Genomic DNA, 21,505 nt, shown 5'->3' with positions numbered 1-21,505 from the left:
CTCAGGTGGGCGTATTCAGCCGTCGCGACCCGTCTTCGACCGCGCCGGTGTTCAGGCGCTTTTTCGCCAGGGCCCGCCAGCCGGGCGCGAGGGCTTCAAGCCCGACCAGCGAGGCGAGGGCCTCCCGGTCGAGACCGTCATGGTGAAGCGTTCGCAGTATCCGCGCGAGTGTCCAATCGGGGTGCAGCCGCTCGATGAGGACCAGGCTGTCGTCCGGTCCTGCCTCTCCTTTCTCGAGTACCCGGTAGTACCAGCCGGTGCGCCCGCTATCCTGCACCCGCCGCGCCATGTCTGACAGGCCGAAGCGGACGTTGAGCTTCCAGCAGGGTTGCCTGGCCTGCGAGACCTGAAGCGTGGCATGGCCCAGGCGGAAGATATCACCCACACAGATGTTCTGCTCGTCCAGTCCCGAAGTGGAAAGATTCTCGCCAAATCCACCCGTTTCCATGCGCGGAGCCAGCTCGGGAAGCTCCATCTGCCAGGTGGCATAGTGCTCGGCGGGGTAGTGATGCACGGCCTTGTCGAGTCCACCGTGATGGCGCCGGTCCCCCTGTTCGTCACCCGCCAGCCCGAGCCGGGTGACCGGTATACGGGCACGGACGGGCTGCTTGCGGATGGCGCTTGGCTCACCCCGTGGGCCAAAGGATTCGGTGCGGCCGATACGCAGGCCGAGCAGGCGTACGGACGGCAGTACGGAACTTTCGTTTACCATTCGATCTGATCCAGCCAGTCCGAGAGCATCCTGCGCCCGGTCTTGCGCAGCCCCTCGCCGTGTGTTCGGCTCGCCTCCCGTAACGCCGGGATATCGATGCCGGCTGCGGAGAGCTCGTTGGTGTGCCCGATCAGCCACTGTTCGATGCGGCGGCTGTCGGCCTCTGCGTGGAACTGCAGGGCCAGGACATTGCGGCCATAGGAAAATGCCTGGTTGGGATAGGTGTCGGTGCCTGCCAGTAGCTGCGCGCCGGCCGGGCAGTCAAAGGTATCGCCATGCCAGTGCAGCACCGGTTGTGTCTCGAGTACCGCCAGGCAGGAGTCCTTTCCCGCTTCCGTCAGTTGCACACTCCCCCAGCCGATCTCCTTGCTGCCGCCGGGATATACCCGCGCTCCCAGTGCACGGACGATGAGCTGTGCACCGAGGCAGACCCCGAGCGTCGGACGCCCCGCGGCCAGGCGCTTCTTTAACAGCTGCAGCTCCTGTTTCAAAAAAGGATAGCGTTCGGTTTCATTGACCCCGATGGGGCCGCCCAACACCACGGCGAGATCGGCCTCTTCCAGTGCGGCCAGATCGTCGACTCCCGCATCCATGGTGAAAGAGGCAAACCCGCGGGCGGCCAAGACCTCCGCAAAGAGACCCGGATCCTCGAAGGCCATGTGGCGGACGACCGCCACCTGCGGCGGTCCAGAAGATGCGTTCATCCCGGCGTGCTCCATGTCGAGTGGGGAATGTAAGAATGATATCCTATAGGACACGTTGTGTCATACACTGCGCTCGACGGCAGCATCCCTCGACAAGTGTGCTCCGGCACTGTCTAACACCGCCATCCCTGGCGGCGTGCTGCCGACGACCTGCTGTCAAAGACTTACACCGCTCGCTTCAAAGTAGGCGGTTGCCCTGGATTGGATATGAAGCCAAAGACAAAACACCTTGTCCATAGCACTCCCGAGGCAGGGCAGCTCGCTGCCCGACTGGCGGGTCTGAGGGGCGCGTCCGGGATGAGCCTCGACCGGTTGGCCGAGCTCTCGGGCCTGACCAAGAGCTACCTTTCAAAGCTGGAGCGCGGCCTTTGCGAGCCCTCTATCTCCAGCGCCTCGCGTCTGGCGGCAGCGTTCGGGATGGGAATCGGGGAACTGCTGGGCGATACGGTATCGGACAGCGGTCTTCGCATTGTCCGGGCCGGCTCAAGCCAACCTCTCTCTTCGGCGACTGATGCCGCGGTCGTTGAGTTCCTTACCGGAAGCCCGGAGGGGAGCCGCACCGGCCTGTCGGCTTTCGTCACCCACCCGCCACTGCTCTCGGGAGTAGACGGGGATGAGCCACCGACGGCGACACACAGTGGCGATGAACTGCTCTATGTCCTCTCCGGTCGGGTCCGCCTGTGGATGGCGGACCGGGTCGACGACCTGTCGGCAGGTGACGCGGCATGGTACAGGGCGGAAATCCCGCACCGTCTGTGCTCCCTGGGACGGAAGCGGGCGCGGGTGCTCATCGTAACCTGCGGGCCTGCATGAACGGGATGTATTGCATCACCTGTGCAAGCCGGGCCGGAGAGGCATTTGCCACAGCAGATGGTGTGTGGATGGCTGACAGTCAGAAGGTGCACCATTGGTTCATGAGGGTTTGAACCCTTACTTTTGGCTCAACAAGGCAGCCTGCCGTCCTTTCTTCTTCCCGAAATGATGAGATTTGGATGACGTGTGTTTCCTTCCGGGATCTATGCGAAATAACCGGTCGAAACAGGTGAGATGCCACAAATTGACGCGCCTTTCAAGGTCCGGTGAAATGCAGGCCGGGCGATGCCCTGGATACCAATATGAAAAATAAAAAGGGAGAGGAAGAGCATGAAATGTCGGCATCTGTTGCTTATTTCACCGGTATTACTGGTGACCGGTTACGGTTCACCCGTTGCGGCTGACGAGGATGTGCCGCGTATCGTCGTAACAGCGACCCGCACCGAGCAACCCATCGAGGACGTCAACGCCTCGGTAGAGGTGATCGACCGTGAGGAGATCGAGTCCTATTCCGGCAACAGTGTCACCGAGGTTTTGAAATACGCCACTGGCGTGGAAGTGATGGAGCGCGGCAACGAGACGCAGATCTCGGTGCGGGGCATGAGCTCTGGCCAAACCCTGATCCTGGTGGATGGGCTGCGGCGCACCGACAAGGCGAGCGGTAGCGTGATCACCAACATCCAGGTGGAGGATATCGAGCGTATCGAGATCGTACGCGGGCCAATGTCGGCCCTCTACGGCTCCGAAGCCATGGGGGGTGTGATCAACATCATCACTGCCAAGCCGCAGGAGGGTACCCGCTCGGGTATGGATCTCACCGTGGGACAGACCGACGACGGGCAACGCGAAACCGGCATCGCCGGCGGTTTCATTAATTGGGGTGGCGACACCACCGGGCACCGCGTCAGTTTCGAGAGTCGTTCCCGCGGCGACTTCCGCACCGACCCGGAGAGCATCGAGACTGATATGCGGGAGGAGGAGCGCAATAACCTCGCTTATCGCGGCCGTTACGCCCTCAATGATGCCGATGAGCTCACCTGGGGCGCGGAGTACGCAGAACAGGATGACGAGGGGGTCGGTTATGACGCCAAGCAAGACATCGAATTGGCCCGCATAGAGACCGAGGAGCGCTATCATCTCACCGCCGGCTACGATGGGCTGGTGGGCAGCGGGATTGCCGCACTGAACGTGGGCCATGGCGTGGCCGATTCCACCTCGCAAAAGAGCGCAACCGATTGGGACGATACCACCTCGACCAAGGATGAAGCGCAGGCCCAGTACACCTTCTGGCCGCACGCCGCGCACACCTTCAATGTGGGTTACGGCTTCCTTGGGGAAAGTTTCGACTCCACCGCTATCGGCGGCGAAGAGACGCGGGATGTGCACAGTGTCTTCCTGCAGGACCAGTGGATGCTGACCAATGAGGTGGGGCTGACGATGGGTGCCCGCCAGGATGACTATAGCGACTTCGGCAGCGCTACCAGCCCCAATGTTACGCTCGCCTGGCGTCCCGGTCCGTGGACCCTGCGTGCCGGTTACGGCGAAGCATTCCGCGCCCCGACCATGATGGAACTCTATGCGGATTTGCTGCTGCAGAAAAAGACCCGGGTGGGTAATCCGGACCTGGATGCGGAGACCTCCCGGAGTGTCGAGATGGCGGTGGCCCGCAGTTTCCGGCGAGGCAATGTGGAGCTGGCGCTCTACCAGACCGATGCCGATGACCTGATCCAGAGTTATGATGTGTTGAAGACCTATACGACGACTCCGAGGGGAGAAGTGGTCGACGAGTGGATCGAGTCCTATACCAACATTAATAGTGCCCGCATCCGCGGCGCGGAACTGACCTGGAATGTGCGGCCCGCGACCTTCTGGTGGATGGATGGTTCCATGGAATATGTGGATGCCGAGGATGCCGATACCCACGAGTCACTCACCGGCCGCGCCGAGCGGACGGTGAAAGTGACCGGCAACCTGCGCACCGGCGCGGCCATATGGCGGCTGCGTGGCAAGTACATCGATGACTACCTGCACAGTGGCGATAACGCCGATGAACCCTACTACAGTGATTTTGCGACTGTGGACCTGCGACTTGATTATCGGCTTGCGGCATCGCACACCCTCTTCATGGGTGTCGATAATATTCTGGATCGTGATGTGCCCGACAACATGGTGTCCCATGGCGCGACGTCGGACCCCGGTGTACGGTATGTCTATGCCGGTTACCGTGGCCGCTTCTGATTATTGGACGATTCGTTCGATGCGGGAAAAAGCATAAAGCGGAAGCAGCTTCCCTGCCGCCGTGCCGTATGCCCCCCGGGACGGGGTGCATGCTCCTCAGGTGAGACGGGCGCGGTCTAGAATTTGTAGACTGCGCCGATCACGGCAGCGCTGCCGTCGCCTTCCAGCTTGCCCTTTTTGGCCAAGCCACCATCATCGCCGCTGGTCAAGAGCAGATAAAGACTGGCGGCCTTGTCCATCTTGTGGTCGTAGGCCACGGCGTAGAAGGTGGGGTCCTCTTTGGCGTTATCCTCGTAGTCGAGAATGCCGTAGGAGGCCTTGATGCTCCCTTTTTCGTTCACCTTCAACTGGCCGCTGACAAACATGGCGCTGTCCTCATCGCCGCCTGCGCGCTCTTCAAGGTCGTAGACCAGCCCCAGCTTGGCTGCACCGAAGGTGAAGCCGGCGCCGAACTTGGTAGAAGTCTCCGTAGCGTCGGGGTCGGTTACGACGTCCACGTCGTTGATATCCTCCACGGCCGCAGTCAGATAGAGGGGACCGCCCTTGTAGCTGAGCATGGCGGAGACGCGGTCATTCTCGTTCTCTTCCTCCACAGCATCGTCACCGCCGGCATAGGCCAGGCCGACAGAGAAGCCGTTGAAGCTGTTGAGATACAGAATGCTGTTCTTAGCCCGGGTATCGGTTTCAACTACGTTGTTGTAGTCGGCGTAGGTGTCGCCGAGCGGGTCCAACTTGCTGGTGGCCATCTTGTGTGGAGTGTCGTGATAGCCGACACGCACCTCGCCGAAGCCGCCCTGCAGGCCGACGTAGGTGTTGCGTGCCTTGATCAGGTCCTCGGAGGATTTGGCACTGTCACCGACGGTATCCACCTGGAACTCCATCTGGCCCTTCATGGTCATGCCGTTGTCCAGCGGTTTGCTCGCTTTGACACCGAGACGCGAGGCGTGGGAGGTAACCGCAGTGGAATCGCTGTCGCTGATGCCGTCATCTTCCGAGATGGCGCCGGCAGAGACATGGATTTTCCCGTAGACGGTCATTTCGGCAGCAGCGGTCCCGCTGAGACCAAAGGCGACGGCGGCGGCGATCAGGCCGTTGTGTAAAGACTTCTGCATGGTTTTTTCTCCTGGTTAAAACGCTGATAAGCGCTTATCGAAAGCCGCACGCAGTATTTCGAGTTAGTGTTACGCTGAGCTGACAGTCGGGTTACCAAGCAATGAAGTTTGTCTACGGCGGGAAACTGTTAGCCAGGGAGTTGCGCTGTTCCAGGCTGCTTCGCAGTGAGTTTTCAGGTGATTGACAACCGCCCTTTCCCTGAGAACTGTATACTGGTTCTCAGTTTTCTCATTTTTCTTGTTAGTGTCGTATGCGACCGGGGATAATATCGGCGCAAGCCTTTCATCTTGTGGGAAGATGAAAGGCTTGCACGCCTGCTTCTCTGCGAAGTGCCATTTTCCACCCTGCGCCGACAATCCGCTGTATTCCCGCGAAGCCGCGGGGCTTGGGGTTTTTTGGAGGAATCTTGAAATGAACAAAGCGACACTGTTTGCCGTGTCCCTGCTGGCTGTGGCTGGCTCGGCAGGCGCTGACGATCTCGACCAGTTACAGGAGCTAGCCCAGGACGATTTCCGGAAAATGTCGGAAGACCTGGGCGCGGCGCTGAGTTACAAAGCGCTGACCCCTGCTGAATCCACCGGCACCACCGGTTTCGATGTCGGCATGGAAGTGACCGCGACCAAGCTGGAAAATCCGGAAGTATTTGAGTCGGCGATGAGCGGTAACGATGACTTCGACACGCTGCCGATTGCCAAATTGCATGCCCACAAGGGGCTCCCCTTCGGTATCGATGTGGGCGCCTCTTATGCAGCGGTGCCGAGTACCAATATCAAACTGTTGGGCGCCGAAGTTCGCTACGCCCTCCTTGAGGGCGGTATTGCCACCCCGGCAGTGGCCGTGCGTGGTACCTACTCCAGCCTGGTTGGCGTCGACCAGCTCGATCTGGAGACCAAGGGACTGGAACTGACCGTCTCCAAGGGCTTCACGATGGCGACTCCCTATGCGGGTATCGGTCAGGTTTGGGTAACCAGCACCCCGAACGACATCATCGGTGTTGAAGGACTCGAGCTCGGGAAAGAGGATTTCAGCGAGAGTAAGGTTTTCGTCGGAATGAATTTCAACCTTGGCCTGATGAACTTCGTGGTCGAGGGAGACAAGACCGGTGACGCTACCACCTACGGTGCGAAGCTGGGCTTCCGCTTCTGAGCTGATCCACACTCAGAGCAAAAGACTACGAAAACGGCGGGTTATCCCGCCGTTTTTGCATCCGGATAGCCGTTAATAGCCCGGCCCCAAACACCTCGTTCGCTGCCCGCCTCTAGGCCGGCCTCCCGGCCTCCCGGCCGATGCGGTGTTCTGCGGAGGCTATAGTAGGTGGTGACGGGGAGATGATGGGAGGGATCCGGATGTACTGGCGATGGGCGGTAGTGATCGGAGTCGTTGGCTTGGTTGTGTCTGCAGTAGCCGTTGCGGATGATGGATTTGATCGCCTGCGGAAGACCACCGGGTTGATACCGCAGGTGATCGAGTACGAGACCGCGCTGAAAGAGGGAAAGTCGCCGGCCGGTTTCGAGAGATTTACCGGAACCCGTTACAAGCCGAGCCATAACGAAGAGCCGTCGATTCCCCCGCAATGCTGGATCGAAACGAGTTACGGCACACAGAACGCCTGCAAATACTGCCACACCACCGACTTGGCACGGCGCAACCACGGAAATGCCTGGCCGCTGGGCGAGAGTATCGAGACACAGGTGCTCTACAGCTTTCCTTCGCCCAATCTCAATAAGGTCCTGTGGGATAATGTGATTTTTCCCGATCGTCTGGTTGCGCGTTTGCGGGACGACGAGATTTCGATTCCGCGATCGGGCGCTGGCGATAACCTGCGCTATGTGCGCTCCGATAACTGGCGGGCGGGTTACCGTGCGGCGCGCCCGAACGGTGATGACAGTTGGAACAATCGCAGCAATCCGGATAGCCCGCTGCGCCTGTTGCCCGCACTGAATCCGGACCACCTCTATCCGGCCCGGGGTGATGACCCGAGCGAAGAGGGCCGCCACGGCTATATCGATGCCGAAGGCTTTGTGCGTGATGAGAAACACGGCTATACAGGCTGGCGCGCCGTCGATTTCTTTCCCTATGCCATCTTTACGCCCCTGGGCGGCTCCGTTAGCGGCATCTATATCCGGTTGCCGCGCATCTTCATGACCAGGGGTGAAAAGGTCGATATCGAAGTCCTGCGCCGCAACCTGGATCTGCTGGAGCGCAACATCAAAAACCGGGAACTCAAGCGCGAGCGATATCTCGGCGATGCCTCGGCAGTGCCGATCCGGCGTGGCTTCTATCCCGTGGAGACCGAGTTCGCCCACCCCCTGCACTACGTCGATCTGGCCGCTGATGGTGAAGTGGGTGACCGTCTTGACGGGGTACGGACATCGAAGGTGGACTACGAATTTCCCGGTACCCGTTCCAAGCGGGTCAAGGAGGTTCGTTACCTTTACAAATGGAAGGAAGTGGGCCTGGATGATATCGGCCCCAAGGAGGAATCGGCCGGTCGCATCCTGGGACAACAGTGGCAAGGCTGGATCGACAACAAGTCGGGCTGGATTCTGGCCGCCTATATTGAAGATCGTGAGGGCGAGCTGCGCCCGCAAAGCACCGAAGAGCTCCTGCAGTGTCTCGGCTGCCACTCGGCCGTCGGCAATACGATTGACAGCGTCTGGTCTTTCCAGCGCAAGCTGCCCGGCGCCGAGGGTTGGGGCGAGATGGATTACGGCGATTATGCATCCGCCCACCCGGAGCGCACGCGGCTGCGCGACTATCGCAACATCAACCTCGACAAGGGTGAGCTGGAGTATTTCTACTGGTCGGTAGTCGGTGCCGATCTGTTTGGCGTCATGCCGGCGGAGATCAAGAAGGAGCTTCTCGCTTATGCCCGCAACGAAAAGCTGGAGAAGGAGCTTGCCCTGGGATCACCTCTGGACCTTATCTTCGATGATGAACGCCTCAAGGAGATCGCAGCCAGCGAGCGCCGGGCGATCCTGGCTGACCGGACGCGCATCATGCGCCATTATGCCGATCGCCGGGCCTACCTCTATCGCGATGCCGAATCGGGCGAAGACTATATCAAGGGAAGCATCTGGTACCCGATGCCGGAGACCATGCACGACAACATCGCCGCCTACCGACGTATCGTGCTCGATCAGAGCTTTAACCTTGGCAAGAATACGTTCGGTATCGGGCCGGACGCGGCCCCCTTCACATTCCGCTCCGACGGGCGGGTGAAAGACGCCAATGGCGACCCGATCCCCGTAGGAGAGATCATTCAGAGTCGCCCCTGGGGACTGGATGGCGTCGGGATCACGCCAACGGGCATTGCAAGCGTGAATCGCGATGGTGAGTTGGTCAATGAAGAGGGCGAGCCGGTCGATGCCGTGGCGCAACCGGAAAACGTCGACGGCCACATCAGTCAGGGCGGGACCTTCGACACACGTTACAATCCGCTGCTGGGCGATCCTGTCAGCAAGCCGTAGATGTCGGCAGCCGAGCCATTCAGCTTATCGGCCGAAATGGCTCGGCCGACAGGTGCCCGAGGCCAGGTACTTCGACGTCTCCGTTGGAAGGTGGCCCAGTTGGCCGAGCTATGGTTTTAGAAGGACATAGCCCTGTTGCTGAAGATGTGCCACTTCGGCAACACCGGAGGGAACCACCTCGATGACCTCTTCGAGCATCGAGTAGTCGCCCTCGTCCAGATTGCGGGCGCTCAGGGTGTTGGCACAAACGCGGAATTCGACACCACGTTTGGACAAATTGAGAACATCCATTTCGAAGGTGTTTCCTTTCTTGTCCTGGGCATTGTCCAGGAGGAAATTGATACCCCCGCTGTGGGTGACTACGACAATATCGGTGCGGTCATCGCCGGTGGCATCCAGATGATTGCCGATATTACGCAGGGCGGCGTTGGCTCTGGCGAAGTCGTTGACGTGATAGACCACTTTTTGCTCACCATAGCGTTCGGCGGCGGCGGGGCCGGCAAGGGTGATGAGGGCGGCGGCGATAAGTACCGTGCTCAGGATTTTCATGGGTATTGCTCCTTTGGTTGGCGGGCCGTCCTGGTGACGGCCTCAGGCAGGGAGATGCCACCGCCATGGAATTTATTCCCTCGTTCGTGCATCTTTCCCGCAAGCCCCTGCCAAACGGGGCTGTGACGAGGCGTCCCAGGCGTCCGCAAAGGAGGAGAAACAGCAAGATGAGTGTGTTCGACTGGTTCTGCGGGGCCAGGCAGGCGCAGCAACAGCTGGCGGAGAGCCGGCAGCGGCTTTATCGCATGGCGCTGGCCTGGACCGGGGACCCCGCGCTCGCCGATGACCTGGCCCAGGAAACCCTGACCCGGGCGTTGCAGAAGGCGCATCAGGTCCGGGATCCGGAGCGCTTCAACGGGTGGCTGTTTGCCGTGCTGCACAGCTGCTGGCGCGAACACTTGCGCCGCCGGCGACCGGAGCAGCTGGATGAAGAGGAGAAGCACCGACTTCCTGCGGGAGATCCGGGTCCTGCGCAGTTGCGTAACAGCGGCCAGATCAGCGCGCTGGTGCGTGCGGCCGTAGCTGATCTTCCTGACGGTCAGCGCCAGGTCGTGTCGCTGGTGGACCTGGAAGGACTGAGCTATGCGGAAGTGGCCGGTGTGCTGTCTGTCCCGGTGGGAACGGTGATGAGTCGACTCTGTCGTGCCCGTCGCGCCCTGCAGTCCCGACTTTTAAACCTGCACCAGGAGACGACGGAATCCGCCCGTCTACGGAGTGTGAAATGAAGAGCCTGAGCGAACTCGACGAGATCAGCATCAATGCCCTGCTGGACGGGGAGTTGGACGGTGATGAGCGCGCCATCCTGCTGGAACGGTTGGCAAACGAGCCCGAGTTGCGTGGCGCGCACTCGCGTCTGGCGATCACCCGCGACCTGGTCGCCCACGCCTGGGATGACGCCGAGCCACCCTACAGGGAGAAGTACCCGCCCCAAAGGCGACGTCGCCGATTCGCAGTAGCCGCGGCCATGATTCTGCTGATGGTGGGTTTTTTTGCCGGTCGAGTCATGGGCCCTGAAACGGTGGTGGGTGTTCCGTCCTCTGCCGAAACCAGCCAGGGCCAATCTGACCAGGTCATTGTTCATATCATGGATGCCGATCCGGCGCGTCAGCGAGCTGCGCTGGACCGGGTGGAAAACCTGCTGGCGGAGGGCTATCACCGGGTGGAGCTGGTGGCCCACTCCGAGGCCCTGGACCTACTGCGCTCCGACCGCTCCGCTGATGCCGGCCGTGTGCGCGAACTCATCAGTGCGCATCCCGATCTGCGACTGTTTGCTTGCGGTAATACCATTGCCCGTATTGAGCGGCAGGGAGAGCGGGTCCAACTGATAGAGGGGATAGTGCGCGCTTCTTCTGCGGTGGATCACATTGTGGACCGGCTGCAGAATGGCTGGCACTACATCAAGGCATAGATATCAGCGGGTACCCGCGACATACCCGAGTGGGTCCGGTGGCATCGCGCCATTTAGCAAAATAGTTCGCTCATTGGTTGTCGAATCGCCGGAGGCCTCTGGCCAGGGTCGCTCGCGACAGTTCGCCGGTATGGCTGTTGACGAGCCGCCCGTCGGCATCGTAGAAGAGGGTCGTCGGCAATGCCATCGAGCCGACGGTCTGGCCCAGAGCGCCCCCTCGATCGAGCACGACGTTGTCGAGCGTCAGTGAGGACTCGTCGATGAACTGCTGGATCTGTGCCGCTCCTTCACCCTGGTTGGCGAACACGAAGTTGATGTCGGGGTGTTCTTGTTGCGCAGCCTCCAGAACCGGCATCTCACGCCGGCAGGGGGGGCACCAGGTTGCCCATAGATTAACCACCATGGGCTGACCAGAGTTTGCGGAGAGCGCCTGCAGATCAGTGCGCGCACCGCCCAGGGTCTGCAGTGTCACCTGCGGCATCGCGCGCGACTGGGTCTCGATCAGCGTTACCACGCCTGCGATGGAGCCCCAGCTCAGCCCGCCGGCCAGCAATGCGGCCCCGAGCGGTTTCCGAACAGCCGGTGTCCGCCAGAGGATCCATGCGGCAGCAGCAAGTGCCGCGACCAGGCCGCTGGCGACGTCGAAGCCGCCGTCACGGATATCCAGTGCGCCCAGCCAATCGTCGCGGTATTCATCCATGTAGCGCAACACGAAACCAATCCGCGCCACCACTATCCCGATCCACACCAGGTTGAGCAGCGTACCGCCAGTCGCGACACCGCGGCGACGGCCCAGCAGAGCACCGACCGTCAAAGCGACGAGCACGGCTACCACGGGCAGGAGACGATCGAAGGAGGTAGCGAAGGGGCCGATACTCACGGAAAGCATTCAGTGTCCTGTCCGGTATGAAGGTCAGAAGAGGCGCCGAACAGAATGCTTGACAGGTCGTAATGGCCGCGGCAGCTTGTTGGACCAAGCCATCCGGCTGTAGTTCCGTGAATCGCGTCCGTCAGGACCGGTAAAGAACCACCCCGAGTGCATGGTTTTTCTAGGAACCCCGACGTTGTGGTGTCGTTTTCGCTTGTAGTTTTGGGCGTGCAATGGCAAAAAGGGGCCCCAAACCTCAGAAACCTTCTGTATCTCCTCCGGATATACCAACGTCTCCTTTTTCCTATGAAAGTTCAGGTCAGCGAATTCATCGTACGGTACATGGAACGGCTCGGCATCGAATGCGTCTTCGGCATGCCGGGCGCCCATATTCTGCCGGTCTACGACTGCCTGTACGACTCCTCCATCAAGAGCATCCTTGCCAAACACGAGCAGGGTGCCGCCTTCATGGCCGGTGGCTATGCCCGCGTCTCCGGCGGCATGGGTGCCTGTATCACCACAGCAGGCCCGGGCGCCACCAATCTGGTGACCGGGATCGCCAATGCCTATGCCGACCGCCAGCCGGTGTTGATCATTACCGGCGAGTCCTCTACCGAGGTCTTCGGCAAGGGGGGGCTCCAGGAGAGTTCCGGCGAGGGCGGGGCCATCGATCAGGGGACGCTGTTCCGCGGTATTACCCGATACCACCGGCTGGTGGAGCGGGTCGATTATCTGCCCAGTGTCCTCAATCAGGCGAGCAACGCCTTGCTCTCCGACTGTCCTGGACCGGTCCTTCTGAGTTTCCCGTTCAATGTGCAGCAGGAGTTTATCGACCTGGAACTGCTGGACACCATACGGACCACAAGGCACACCTCGCCCAGGCGTCGCGATGATCCACTGCTGGATGATGTGGTCCAGCGGCTGCTTGCTGCCCGCAATCCGGTGGTCGTAGCCGGCTACGGCTGCATTCAGGCCGGTTCGCATGAGGCCGTTGCGCAACTCAGTCAGGCGCTCTCTATCCCGGTGGCGACCACGCTCAAGGGCAAGGGCATTATCGATGAACATTCCGAATGGTCGCTCGGTACGCTCGGCGTCACCTCCAGCGGCCGGGCCTACGAGTACATCGTCGAGCACGCCGACCTGCTTCTGGTGCTCGGTGCCACCTTCAACGAACGCACCAGTTATCTCTGGGATGGACAGTTGCTGGACAACCGGAAGATCGTTCAGGTCGACCGCAATCCCGAGCAGATTGAGAAGGTGTTTCGGGCCGATGTCGCGGTGGTCGGGGATATCGGGGACTCGCTCGAGGGTATCCTGGCCCGGCTGCGGGGCCGCACGTCCCCGGCCTTATCGGCACCGGGTCGGCGGCCAAATGAGATTCACAGCAATGCGATGTCCACTCTTTTCGGTGACCAATTCCCCCTGGTGGAACAGTTTTTCAGCCGCTTTAACGAACGCTTCACGGACGAAAACCAGATCTTCGACGACAACATCATCTTTGCTCAGAACCTGCTGGATGCCTCCCGTACCACCAGCTATCACCCCAATTCCGGGATTTCGTCGCTCGGCCACGCCATCCCCGCCGCGATCGGCGCCCGGCTTGCCTCACAACGGCAGACCTTCGCCATCCTCGGAGATGGGGGTTTCCAGATGTGTTGCATGGAGCTGATGACGGCGGTCAACTACCGTATCCCGCTGACCGTGATCTTGTTTAATAACGGCACCCTCGGCTTGATCCGCAAGAACCAGCACCAGCGGTATGAAGATCGCTTCATCGACTGCGATTTCACCAATCCCGACTACGCGCAACTGGCGGCGGCTTTCGGCGTAGCCTATCAGTGCATTCGCCGCGAGGCGGATATCGATGAGGCGTTCGGCGCCCTGGACTTCGATGCAGGGATCAATCTCATTGAAATCATCATTGATCGGGACGCCTTTCCCGCCTACAGCTCGAGGCGTTGATGGCTGATGCGGACTCCTCGGGCACTTGGCACTCTGCTTGATCAGTTCGTTAGCGACCCCGCTATTCGGAAGCTGGGGGAGCGGTGGCAGCGGTTGCACGCCGAGACGGAAGGCTGGCCGGATCCCGGGGCCCTCATCACACTGTACGAATCCAGTCTGCCTTTGATCGAGCGAGCGATCTGGTCCGACGGACCGGACCACGAAACGCTGGGAAACTATCAACACGCCTTTCGCGAACTGGAGAGACTGATCGAGCAGCGCGGAGTCGACCGCCGGCATCGGTTTTTCGTGATCATCCCGGTCGCTGACCGGCCCCGGCACCTTCACAATGTGCTCGAAAGCCTGTTGTCCCAGTGCCGGGCGTTCGGCTACGGAGGCTTTGACGGACGCTTCAAGAAGATCGTCGCAGTGGTGGCTGATGACTCCAAAGATGCATCCATCATCGACCGCAACCGGGAAATCGTAGAAGCAATCGCGCATCGGGGACTCAAAGGAATCTACTTCGGTGCCGATGAGCAGCGACGGCTCCTCGGCACTCTTTCAGTGTCCGAGCGGACCCGGCTCGTCTCCATCCTGGGGGAGCCCTTCCGGACCGGCATGCACCACAAGGGCGCCTCCGTTACGCGCAATCTGGCCTGTCTGTTTGCCGCCGGCAGGTCCGGGCCCGACCAGGCGCTGTTCCTCTTCGTGGACAGTGATGAACAATTCAGGATACGGGTCACGCGCCCGGGGGGAGACGAGGACCTCCCGGCTCTCAATTACTTTCATGCCCTGGATCGCCTGTTCACGGAATGCGATATCCAGGTTGCCACCGGCAAGGTGGTCGGCGACCCGCCGGTCTCCCCGGCGGTGATGGCCGGCAATTTTCTCGTCGACATCATCGCCTTTCTGAACGGCATGGCCTCGGCAGACCCCGACCGGTCCTGTGGTTTTCATGCGGCTGCGCAAAATGGCGGAGACGCGGCCTACCATGACATGGCCGGGCTGTTCGGTTTTCAGGGTGAGGAGGGCGCCTATGCCTATCGGTGTGCCCTCGAGGGAGTCCATGATCACCTCGCCGGCCTGGCCGAGTTTGCCGGTCGACTGGATCGTTTCTTCGATGGTGAGCACCCCACGCGCTCGACTGACTTCGGCTATTCGGATGCCGTGGCGACGGCGGCACCCGCCCGGACCGTCTACACCGGTAACTACGTGCTGACCACTGAAGCGCTCAGGTATTTCATTCCGTTTGCCGATCTCAAGCTGCGCATGGCAGGCCCTACCCTGGGCCGGCTGCTCCAGGCCGAGCTTGGTAACCAGTTTGTGGCCACCAATCTGCCCCTTTTGCACACCCGCACCGTCGATGAGCAGTCGGAGTTTCGGCCCGGGGTCGAACGGGGGCAGGGCTGTGTCGATCTGTCCGGGGAGTTCGAGAGGCAATTCTTTGGTGACGTCTTGCTTTTTACGGTGAGTGAGCTGATTGCACTCGGCTATCCCGGAACGCCTCTGTCGGACCGAAAAGTAGGGGAGGTGATCGCGTCCGTCGAGGAGCGCATGCAACGGTTTTATGCCGACAAACGCCGGGCTATCCAGGCGAGGCTTGCCGAGGCACGGGCCCGGTTCGACGATGCGGGCAACTGGTGGCACAGCAGGAGTGAACTGGCGGCGGCGAGACGGCAGTTCCGGCGCTTCTTTGACAATATCGAACACAATTTCGGGCCGGGTGCGGACGGCCATGCATTGATTGCATCAAAGAAGCACCGCCGTCAACGGCTGGACGCCATTAAGAGGGAGATCGTCAGCTACGTTCGTGATCGGGCTGCCTGGGAATCGCTTCTGCGTCACCATCATCATGGGTCGTTCCCCGAACATCGCGGCGAGGAGGTGGCTACGTGAACGTCTTTGTACTCAGTACCGGCCGCTGCGGCTCGACCACCTTCGAGCGGGCCTGCCGGCACATTACGAATTACAGCAGCGGCCATGAGACCCGGGTCGCCTGTTTCGGCCCGGAACGCCTGAACTACCCACCCAGGCACATCGAGTCGGACAACCGGCTGGCCTGGTTTCTGGGGCGCCTGGAGCGGGATTACCCACGCGACGTCTTTTACGTCCACCTGCAGCGCGATCAGCGTGCGGTCGCCCGCAGTTACGCCGGGCGGCTCGATCCGGGCCTGATCATGTCCGCCTACGCCCACGGCATTTATCTCTACCTGCCCGAGGACATCGAGAGCCGGGCCCTTGATGTTGCGCTCGACTATGTGGAAACCGTCACTGCCAACATTGAGCTGTTCCTTGCCGGCAAGGCCAACAAGATGCGGTTCCGTCTTGAAAATGCCCAACAGGATTTTCGGGACTTTTGGGACCGCATCGGTGCCGAGGGCGATTTTGAAGCAGCAGTGGCGGAATTTGATGTCACCTACAATGCCGCAGGGACCCAATTGGGCCCCTCACAAAAAGATCGTAAAAAATAGAGAAACTGTGACCCAGTTTCATTTCCCCGGTTTCCGGGCGTCATATGTTTGCAGGTCGGCGAACGCCAACCAGACGAAGGGCCATGGTGGCAGAAAGCTACAGAGTACTGTTCGACGGTCAAATCAGCGACGGCAAGGATCCCGATGAGGTAAAGATCCGCCTGTCCCGGCTGTTTCGCCGCTCCGCGACGGACATCGAGACACTGTTTTCCGGGAAGCCTCGTGTGCTGAAGACCGTCGAGAGGCTCGAGGATGGTCAACGGTTGTTAGCGGCTATCGCCACAACAGGCGCCGTTGCCAAGCTCGAATCCCGGCCTCGAAACTCCACGTTGGAAAAAGAACAAAAGGCGCCCGACAGCGCGATTTCGAAACCGGCCGGATTCCGCTATCGCATGAACATCACGGGTGCGGCACTGTTGGTGGGCACTCTGTGGCTGGTCCATTTGTTGGTATTGGCGTCGCTATCCGCTGCCCTGATTTACCATCTGGTTTTCAATCTCGATTTCTACGGGACGTATGGCCTGGCGGGGCTGCTGTTCCATACACTGCCGGGATTGATCGGCGCTGCGTTCATTGCGCTACTCATCAAGCCATTGCTGCCCGGTGGCCGCACGGTCTCGGCGATAACCCTGAAGCCGGGCCAAGCGCCTCATCTGGATGAACTCTTGAGTGAGGTCTGTAGGCAGATTGACGCGCCTGTACCCCCAAACATCGCCGTCGACTGCAGTGCCAGAATTACGTTGAACTTCGGGGCCCTTCCGGAGATCCCGGCAAGGCGACCCACGCTCCAGTTGGGACTCACCCTCATCGGAGGACTTACCGTCCGGCAATTAGCCGGGGTGCTTGGGCGCGAGCTTGGATATCTGGGCCGGAATCAGGCGGCTCGGCGCACCCAGTTCGTTCGCGCCAGCGATCAGCGCCTCCGACAGGCGGTCTTCGGCAAGGATGAGCTGGACCATCTGATGGAAAAGCTGAAAAAGCACTCGGGACCTGCCGCCCTGCTTGGTCATATCGGGTGGAAGCTTCTCGCCCTCTCCCGTGATCTCCACCGCGGCCTTCTGAGAATAGTCACCGCCGTCTCTTCCGGTCCCCTCGAGTTACTGCAGTTTCGTTCGGACAGGATTCAGGCGCGGCTTAGCGGCAGCGAAGTGTTCCGCAGCACTCTATCCATGCAGCATCTGTTGGAAATGGCCCTCGATGCGGCCGCGGAGCAAGAGGAGCGCAACTGGATCGACAAGCGAGAGCTGACGGAACGCTTGCCGGTCGCCGCGCTGTCACTGGCCCGTGAGCAGGCGGAGCAGTTTCAGACGAAAATTCGCAAGGTGTTAAAGGATGGACCGGCCGGCGTGGACAGTTCCCGCCCTACTGACCTCAAACGGATCGAACGGATCGAGAAGAACCCTCAAAAGGCCCGTTACACCGATGAACGGCCAGCACGCCAACTCGTCTCGGGCTTCGAAGGCCTGAGCCGGAGGACCAGCTATTTGCATTATCGCAGTACGCTGCTTACGCCGATAACCCCTGACCGGCTCACGCCCATCGTTGCCGAACCGACCAACGCCGAACGCCTGCTTCGTAGTTACTTTCTGGACCTTCATCGAGCACCCGTACCGCTCCACCAGCTCCTTCCCGAGGGAAGCGCAGCAATGCTGCGGGAGAAGCTCCGGGATGCAGCGGTGCGCTCAAAAGAGGAGCAGGTCGGCAATCGCGTTAGCTTGCAGCACTACTTCGAGATCGAACGACAGCTGATCGAGGCCAATGCCCGTGAGGTTCTGGTAAGTGCGAAAATCCCCCTGCCTGAAGGAAAGGTTGATCTCGAAAGTATTCACAGGGAGTGCCGGGAACTCGAGAGTGAAGAGGAGAAGACAGCCAGGAAGCTGCAGCAGTCGGTCCATGCACCTTCACAGAGACTGGCAATCGGTCTTGCTTACCTGAGCATAAGTACGCCTGGTCAGTTCCAGGAGGAGGTCGGCCGGCTGCGCGTTGCACTCCGTCGCACGGACGAAGTCCTGCCCAAGCTCCGGTCACTGCATATGCATTCAACGATTCTCGAGCTGCTGCTCAGCTATGGTTCATCACGTAATAATGCCCTCAAAGATCGCATCGACGAACGTGTCAGAGATGTGAGTCAGCTCTTGATGGCCATCCGGCTCAACCTGAGGGAAGCCCCCTGGCCCTTCGGTGTGCCGGTTGTGGAGGACAATATGGCAAAACACGCCATTAACGGTGATTTCGATGAGGCCGATCCCTACGGGTTGCTGGATGTGGCCGGCATGGCCCTCTCCCGCACACAAGCTATCCGCCAGCGGATCCTCGCCCGGCTTGCCCAACTGGCCGTTTCTGCAGAAAAGCGCCTGCTTGGCAATCACTGAGTATCGCAACGTGGATCCCAGACTGTTCGGATGTGCGATAATAGAAGCAATGGAGTGCAGTTAAAACTATTTCCAAGTTAAGGTAATTAATTACAGGAAGAGAGGCCCAACCGGTGCAGGTTTTCCGGATAGATTTCTCAGCATTTTTTGCTTCGCAATCACCAGGCAAGTTGCCGTGCCTTGCCCTGTGGCCGGTGTTACTACTGGCATTTTTACCGCTCCCGCTGTCTGCTACTACCGATGAAGAAAGTGGTGTCGACTCTGACATGACCTTCCATAGCGAAGGTTCACTCTCCGCCTCCCGACGCACCGATGCCGGTTCTACGGCCGACCACAGCAAATTCGAGCAATTGCAGGGGCCGTTCACAAGCGGTCCCGATGTGACCCGCGCCTGTCTCGAATGCCATACCGAGGCGGATGATCAGTTCATGGAGTCCATCCACTGGACCTGGGAGTACCGCCATCCCGAGACCGACCAGCTGCTGGGCAAGCGGCATCTGGTGAACAATTTCTGCACCAACGCACGCGGCAATGAAGGGATGTGTGCCCAGTGTCACACCGGTTACAACTGGGAGAACAACCAATTCGACTTTACCCGCGCCGAAAACATCGATTGCCTCATCTGCCATGATCGCACCGGCAGCTACTACCGGCCTCCGCCCACCAAGGGCAACGAGGCCTGCTCCATCATGTTCGAAGGGAAGGAGCCTTTCGACTGGGCTCGCGTGGCACAGGACGTGGGCCAGCCGGGGCGCGAGAATTGCGGTGTCTGTCACTTCTTCGGTGGTGGTGGTGATGGCGTCAAGCATGGCGACCTCGACTCCTCCCTCGGCGCACCGCCCCGCGCCCTGGACGTGCACATGGACGCCGAAGGGCTCAATTTCCCCTGCACCCAATGCCATGTGACTGAAAAGCATCTCTGGGCCGGTAGCCGCTATAACGTGGTGGCACGTGACACCGGAGGGACCGGCAAGCCCGGTATGCGCCGTGATGTGGCTACTTGTGAGTCGTGCCACGGCACGGCGCCCCATGCCAACACCGAGGCCGCAGGGCTCAAGCTCAACGACCATGTGGATCGGGTGGCGTGCCAGACGTGTCACATCCCCGCCATGGCCCGTGGCGGGGTCGCAACCATGACCTTCTGGGACTGGCGCACCGCCGGTCGCACCCGCGATGGGGTGGCTTACAAGGAGAAGAACTATACCCAGGGCAATGGCGAACACCGCGCCACCTACAAAACCATCAAGGGGAGCTTCGAGTACGATGAAAACATCGTTCCCCGCTACGCCTGGTTCGATGGGCGCATGATCTATACCACCATCGATACCCGCTTCGACCCGGATGACGCCCCCATTCCCATCAATCGCTTCGAGGGTGCGGCCAACGACCCCGGGGCGCGCATCTGGCCCTTCAAACGAATGCACAGCGTGCAGCCGTACGACAAAGGCAAGAATACGCTGGTCTACATGCACCTCTGGGGAGATGACCCGGACGCCTTCTGGGGTAACTACGATTTCGGCCGGGCCATCGCCCGCGGCATGGAAAAGAACGACATCCCCTACAGCGGCGAGCACGGTTTTATCGAGACCTATTCGTACTGGCCCACAACCCACATGGTGGCTCCGAAGGAGGAGGCCCTCGCTTGCGCCGCGTGCCACAGTGACAACGGCCGCCTGGCCGACCTGGGCGGCTTCTATCTGCCGGGCCGTGACGGGCGCTGGACGGACTGGATTGGTCTGTTGCTCGTGGGAGGGTCACTGGCCGCTGTTCTACTGCACACTTTGCTGCGCCTCATTTCGGCTGCCCGGAGGAGGGCAACATGACCCGACGCCGCGTAATGGTCTTTAGCCGCTTCGAGCGCTTCTGGCATTGGACGCAGATGCTGCTGATCATGACCCTGTTGTTCACCGGACTGGCCGTCCACGGTCTCCACCACACGATCACCTTCGAAGCCGCGGCGGGTTTACACTCCTGGTCCGCCATCGCGCTCATTGTCTTGTGGCTGCTGGCCATCTTCTGGCATTTTACGACCGGTGCCTGGCGCCACTACCTGCCCACCACACAGGGTCTGTGGGCGGTGGCTCGCTTTTATGCCTACGGGATCTTCAAGGGCGAGCGTCACCCCTACCGCAAGGCGTTCTGGCGCAAACACAATCCGCTTCAGGCGCTCGCCTACCTGGCCCTGAAGCTGGTGCTCTTCCCCGCGGTCTGGATCACCGGGGTTGCCTATCTCACTTATAACCTCTGGGCCGATCCGGCCAGTAATGCCGACGCCCTCGGCTGGGTGGCAGCAATTCACCTGCTCGCCGCCTACGCCATACTCGCCTTCGTGGTGGTGCACGCCTACCTGCTTACCATCGGTGGCTCCTTCTGGCACCACTTGCGACCCATGTTGGACGGCTATGACGAGGTGGAACTCACGGAAGCCGAGGCGGCCTATCTCAGCGAGCGAGGCAAGCTGCCCTGATCGCCACCTGGAATAATGGGTGCTGGCCCGTTCTTCTGTTGATGAACAACTCGCTCCTGCCGGTCCATTATGAAGAGCCTGAGCGACGTGGTAATTTCTACTCCCAACCCTGAGATTGCCACGTCGCCGAGATTCCTCCTGAAGAGCTTGCCCCCGCTGTCATTACGAGGAGCCCGGGCGACGAAGTAATCTCTACTCCCAACCCCGAGATTGCCGCGTCGCTGAGGCTCCTCCTGATGAACTTGTCCTCGCTGTCATTACGAGGAGCCTAAGCGACGAAGTAATCTTCTGCTCCCAAAGCCCCAGATTGCCGCGTCGCTGGGTCTCCTCCTGATGAACTTGCCCCCGCTGTCATTACGAGGAGCCCCGGCGACGAAGT

17 protein-coding genes are annotated in these 21,505 nt (G+C 60.4%); 12 read left to right on the top strand and 5 right to left on the bottom strand.

Going from position 1 to position 21,505, the window contains the following annotated elements; translation table 11 throughout:
• Position 1: 1 nt before the first annotated feature.
• The gene (locus tag Q7L05_RS02050) at positions 2-712 is read right to left on the bottom strand and encodes an MOSC domain-containing protein (protein ID WP_303901223.1); all 711 of its coding nucleotides are present in this window, start codon (positions 710-712) and stop codon (positions 2-4) included.
• Positions 706-1,416, bottom strand: coding sequence for a glutamine amidotransferase (locus tag Q7L05_RS02045; RefSeq protein WP_303901221.1), 711 nt, complete (start codon positions 1,414-1,416; stop codon positions 706-708). Before Q7L05_RS02045 ends, Q7L05_RS02050 begins: the two co-directional genes overlap by 7 nt.
• A gap of 207 nt (positions 1,417-1,623) precedes the next feature.
• Between Q7L05_RS02045 and Q7L05_RS02040 the strand changes: the two genes are divergently transcribed.
• Together Q7L05_RS02040 and Q7L05_RS02035 are read left to right on the top strand one after the other, a co-directional pair.
• Positions 1,624-2,229: a helix-turn-helix domain-containing protein gene (locus Q7L05_RS02040; RefSeq protein ID WP_303901218.1), complete on the top strand. Its 606-nt coding sequence runs from the start codon at positions 1,624-1,626 to the stop codon at positions 2,227-2,229.
• A 330-nt stretch (positions 2,230-2,559) separates the two neighbouring features.
• Positions 2,560-4,467: a TonB-dependent receptor plug domain-containing protein gene (locus Q7L05_RS02035; protein WP_303901216.1), complete on the top strand. Its 1,908-nt coding sequence runs from the start codon at positions 2,560-2,562 to the stop codon at positions 4,465-4,467.
• A 116-nt stretch (positions 4,468-4,583) separates the two neighbouring features.
• On the opposite strand, the gene Q7L05_RS02030 is transcribed toward Q7L05_RS02035, so the two are convergent.
• Positions 4,584-5,579 (bottom strand): porin, encoded by a 996-nt coding sequence (locus tag Q7L05_RS02030; protein WP_303901214.1) that lies wholly within the window; start codon positions 5,577-5,579, stop codon positions 4,584-4,586.
• Between the two features lie 412 nt (positions 5,580-5,991).
• On the opposite strand from Q7L05_RS02030, the gene Q7L05_RS02025 reads away from it, so the two are divergent.
• Both Q7L05_RS02025 and Q7L05_RS02020 read left to right on the top strand, forming a co-directional pair.
• Positions 5,992-6,726, top strand: a complete 735-nt coding sequence (locus Q7L05_RS02025) for a hypothetical protein (RefSeq protein WP_303901212.1) — start codon at positions 5,992-5,994, stop codon at positions 6,724-6,726.
• A 200-nt stretch (positions 6,727-6,926) separates the two neighbouring features.
• A complete protein-coding gene (locus Q7L05_RS02020; RefSeq protein ID WP_303901210.1) occupies positions 6,927-9,050 on the top strand; it encodes a hypothetical protein in 2,124 nt (707 codons plus the stop codon).
• Positions 9,051-9,158: 108 nt separating this feature from the next.
• Here the strand turns inward: Q7L05_RS02020 and Q7L05_RS02015 are convergent, their stop codons facing one another.
• Positions 9,159-9,599, bottom strand: coding sequence for a DsrE family protein (locus tag Q7L05_RS02015; protein WP_303901208.1), 441 nt, complete (start codon positions 9,597-9,599; stop codon positions 9,159-9,161).
• Positions 9,600-9,766: 167 nt separating this feature from the next.
• Between Q7L05_RS02015 and Q7L05_RS02010 the strand changes: the two genes are divergently transcribed.
• Together Q7L05_RS02010 and Q7L05_RS02005 are read left to right on the top strand one after the other, a co-directional pair.
• Entirely contained in the window at positions 9,767-10,324 is a 558-nt protein-coding gene (locus Q7L05_RS02010; RefSeq protein ID WP_303901206.1) for an RNA polymerase sigma factor, read from the top strand.
• Positions 10,321-11,007, top strand: coding sequence for a hypothetical protein (locus Q7L05_RS02005; protein WP_303901204.1), 687 nt, complete (start codon positions 10,321-10,323; stop codon positions 11,005-11,007). Before Q7L05_RS02010 ends, Q7L05_RS02005 begins: the two co-directional genes overlap by 4 nt.
• 70 nt (positions 11,008-11,077) lie before the next feature.
• Here the strand turns inward: Q7L05_RS02005 and Q7L05_RS02000 are convergent, their stop codons facing one another.
• Positions 11,078-11,896, bottom strand: a complete 819-nt coding sequence (locus Q7L05_RS02000; protein WP_303901202.1) for a TlpA disulfide reductase family protein — start codon at positions 11,894-11,896, stop codon at positions 11,078-11,080.
• A 285-nt stretch (positions 11,897-12,181) separates the two neighbouring features.
• Here Q7L05_RS02000 and Q7L05_RS01995 point away from each other — a divergent pair, with 285 nt between their 5' ends.
• The 6 genes from Q7L05_RS01995 to Q7L05_RS01970 all read left to right on the top strand — a co-directional run bounded on the left by Q7L05_RS01995 (position 12,182) and on the right by Q7L05_RS01970 (position 21,126).
• On the top strand, positions 12,182-13,837 hold the full coding sequence (locus tag Q7L05_RS01995) for a thiamine pyrophosphate-binding protein (RefSeq protein ID WP_303901200.1): 1,656 nt from the start codon (positions 12,182-12,184) through the stop codon (positions 13,835-13,837).
• Positions 13,838-13,843: 6 nt separating this feature from the next.
• Entirely contained in the window at positions 13,844-15,712 is a 1,869-nt protein-coding gene (locus Q7L05_RS01990; RefSeq protein ID WP_303901198.1) for a glycosyltransferase family A protein, read from the top strand.
• Positions 15,709-16,287 (top strand): hypothetical protein, encoded by a 579-nt coding sequence (locus Q7L05_RS01985; protein WP_303901196.1) that lies wholly within the window; start codon positions 15,709-15,711, stop codon positions 16,285-16,287. Before Q7L05_RS01990 ends, Q7L05_RS01985 begins: the two co-directional genes overlap by 4 nt.
• Positions 16,288-16,370: 83 nt before the next feature.
• Entirely contained in the window at positions 16,371-18,659 is a 2,289-nt protein-coding gene (locus Q7L05_RS01980) for a hypothetical protein (protein WP_303901194.1), read from the top strand.
• 266 nt (positions 18,660-18,925) lie between these two features.
• Entirely contained in the window at positions 18,926-20,482 is a 1,557-nt protein-coding gene (locus Q7L05_RS01975) for a tetrathionate reductase family octaheme c-type cytochrome (protein WP_303901192.1), read from the top strand.
• Positions 20,479-21,126, top strand: coding sequence for a cytochrome b/b6 domain-containing protein (locus Q7L05_RS01970; protein ID WP_303901190.1), 648 nt, complete (start codon positions 20,479-20,481; stop codon positions 21,124-21,126). Before Q7L05_RS01975 ends, Q7L05_RS01970 begins: the two co-directional genes overlap by 4 nt.
• Positions 21,127-21,505: the final 379 nt, after the last annotated feature.

This window comes from Thiohalomonas denitrificans (assembly GCF_016841685.1).
Taxonomy (GTDB): domain Bacteria; phylum Pseudomonadota; class Gammaproteobacteria; order Thiohalomonadales; family Thiohalomonadaceae; genus Thiohalomonas; species Thiohalomonas denitrificans_A.
Note: the sequence above shows the minus strand (reverse complement) of the source record. Positions and strands in the feature narration are given on the sequence as shown.

Excerpts from the sequence above, each read along its gene's own strand:
- Q7L05_RS02050 (WP_303901223.1), bottom strand. The coding sequence starts at position 712 with ATGGTAAACGAAAGTTCCGTACTGCCGTCCGTACGCCTGCTCGGCCTG.
- Q7L05_RS02045 (WP_303901221.1), bottom strand. The coding sequence starts at position 1,416 with ATGAACGCATCTTCTGGACCGCCGCAGGTGGCGGTCGTCCGCCACATG.
- Q7L05_RS02040 (WP_303901218.1), top strand. The coding sequence starts at position 1,624 with ATGAAGCCAAAGACAAAACACCTTGTCCATAGCACTCCCGAGGCAGGG.
- Q7L05_RS02035 (WP_303901216.1), top strand. The coding sequence starts at position 2,560 with ATGAAATGTCGGCATCTGTTGCTTATTTCACCGGTATTACTGGTGACC.
- Q7L05_RS02030 (WP_303901214.1), bottom strand. The coding sequence starts at position 5,579 with ATGCAGAAGTCTTTACACAACGGCCTGATCGCCGCCGCCGTCGCCTTT.
- Q7L05_RS02025 (WP_303901212.1), top strand. The coding sequence starts at position 5,992 with ATGAACAAAGCGACACTGTTTGCCGTGTCCCTGCTGGCTGTGGCTGGC.
- Q7L05_RS02020 (WP_303901210.1), top strand. The coding sequence starts at position 6,927 with ATGTACTGGCGATGGGCGGTAGTGATCGGAGTCGTTGGCTTGGTTGTG.
- Q7L05_RS02015 (WP_303901208.1), bottom strand. The coding sequence starts at position 9,599 with ATGAAAATCCTGAGCACGGTACTTATCGCCGCCGCCCTCATCACCCTT.
- Q7L05_RS02010 (WP_303901206.1), top strand. The coding sequence starts at position 9,767 with ATGAGTGTGTTCGACTGGTTCTGCGGGGCCAGGCAGGCGCAGCAACAG.
- Q7L05_RS02005 (WP_303901204.1), top strand. The coding sequence starts at position 10,321 with ATGAAGAGCCTGAGCGAACTCGACGAGATCAGCATCAATGCCCTGCTG.
- Q7L05_RS02000 (WP_303901202.1), bottom strand. The coding sequence starts at position 11,896 with ATGCTTTCCGTGAGTATCGGCCCCTTCGCTACCTCCTTCGATCGTCTC.
- Q7L05_RS01995 (WP_303901200.1), top strand. The coding sequence starts at position 12,182 with ATGAAAGTTCAGGTCAGCGAATTCATCGTACGGTACATGGAACGGCTC.
- Q7L05_RS01990 (WP_303901198.1), top strand. The coding sequence starts at position 13,844 with ATGCGGACTCCTCGGGCACTTGGCACTCTGCTTGATCAGTTCGTTAGC.
- Q7L05_RS01980 (WP_303901194.1), top strand. The coding sequence starts at position 16,371 with ATGGTGGCAGAAAGCTACAGAGTACTGTTCGACGGTCAAATCAGCGAC.
- Q7L05_RS01975 (WP_303901192.1), top strand. The coding sequence starts at position 18,926 with ATGACCTTCCATAGCGAAGGTTCACTCTCCGCCTCCCGACGCACCGAT.
- Q7L05_RS01970 (WP_303901190.1), top strand. The coding sequence starts at position 20,479 with ATGACCCGACGCCGCGTAATGGTCTTTAGCCGCTTCGAGCGCTTCTGG.